Annotated in this window: 1 protein-coding gene; it reads right to left on the bottom strand. The window is 62.9% G+C overall.

What is annotated here, in order from left to right:
• On the bottom strand, window positions 1-310 hold a 310-nt coding region (locus L0U89_RS20690; protein ID WP_234863194.1), incomplete at both ends, for an MBG domain-containing protein.

Here is a 310-nt window from a genome sequence, read left to right as displayed (position 1 = left end):
CGGCCCTGTCGAGCGCCCCGGTGAAGCCTACCACCTCACCGTTGGCAAGCGTGCTGCCGACCGCAGGTACCGACACAAAGGTCAAGGCTGGATCAACATCACCGTAGGTCTTGGACTTCGCATCCGCCGTCACCGTCACTGCAAGCTGGTTGATGGTCAGCAGCGCACCCGTGTAGCTTATCGCGTAGTTGCCGTTTGCTACCGTGTTCTGGCTGATGGCATAGGTGCCCACATTTTCGCCCGCGGCCCTGTCGAGCGCCCCGGTGAAGCCTACCACCTCACCGTTGGCAAGCGTGCTGCCGACCGCAGG

Source organism: Mariniradius sediminis, from assembly GCF_021491425.1.
Classification (GTDB): domain Bacteria; phylum Bacteroidota; class Bacteroidia; order Cytophagales; family Cyclobacteriaceae; genus Mariniradius; species Mariniradius saccharolyticus.
This window is presented reverse-complemented; position numbering and strand designations above follow the sequence as displayed.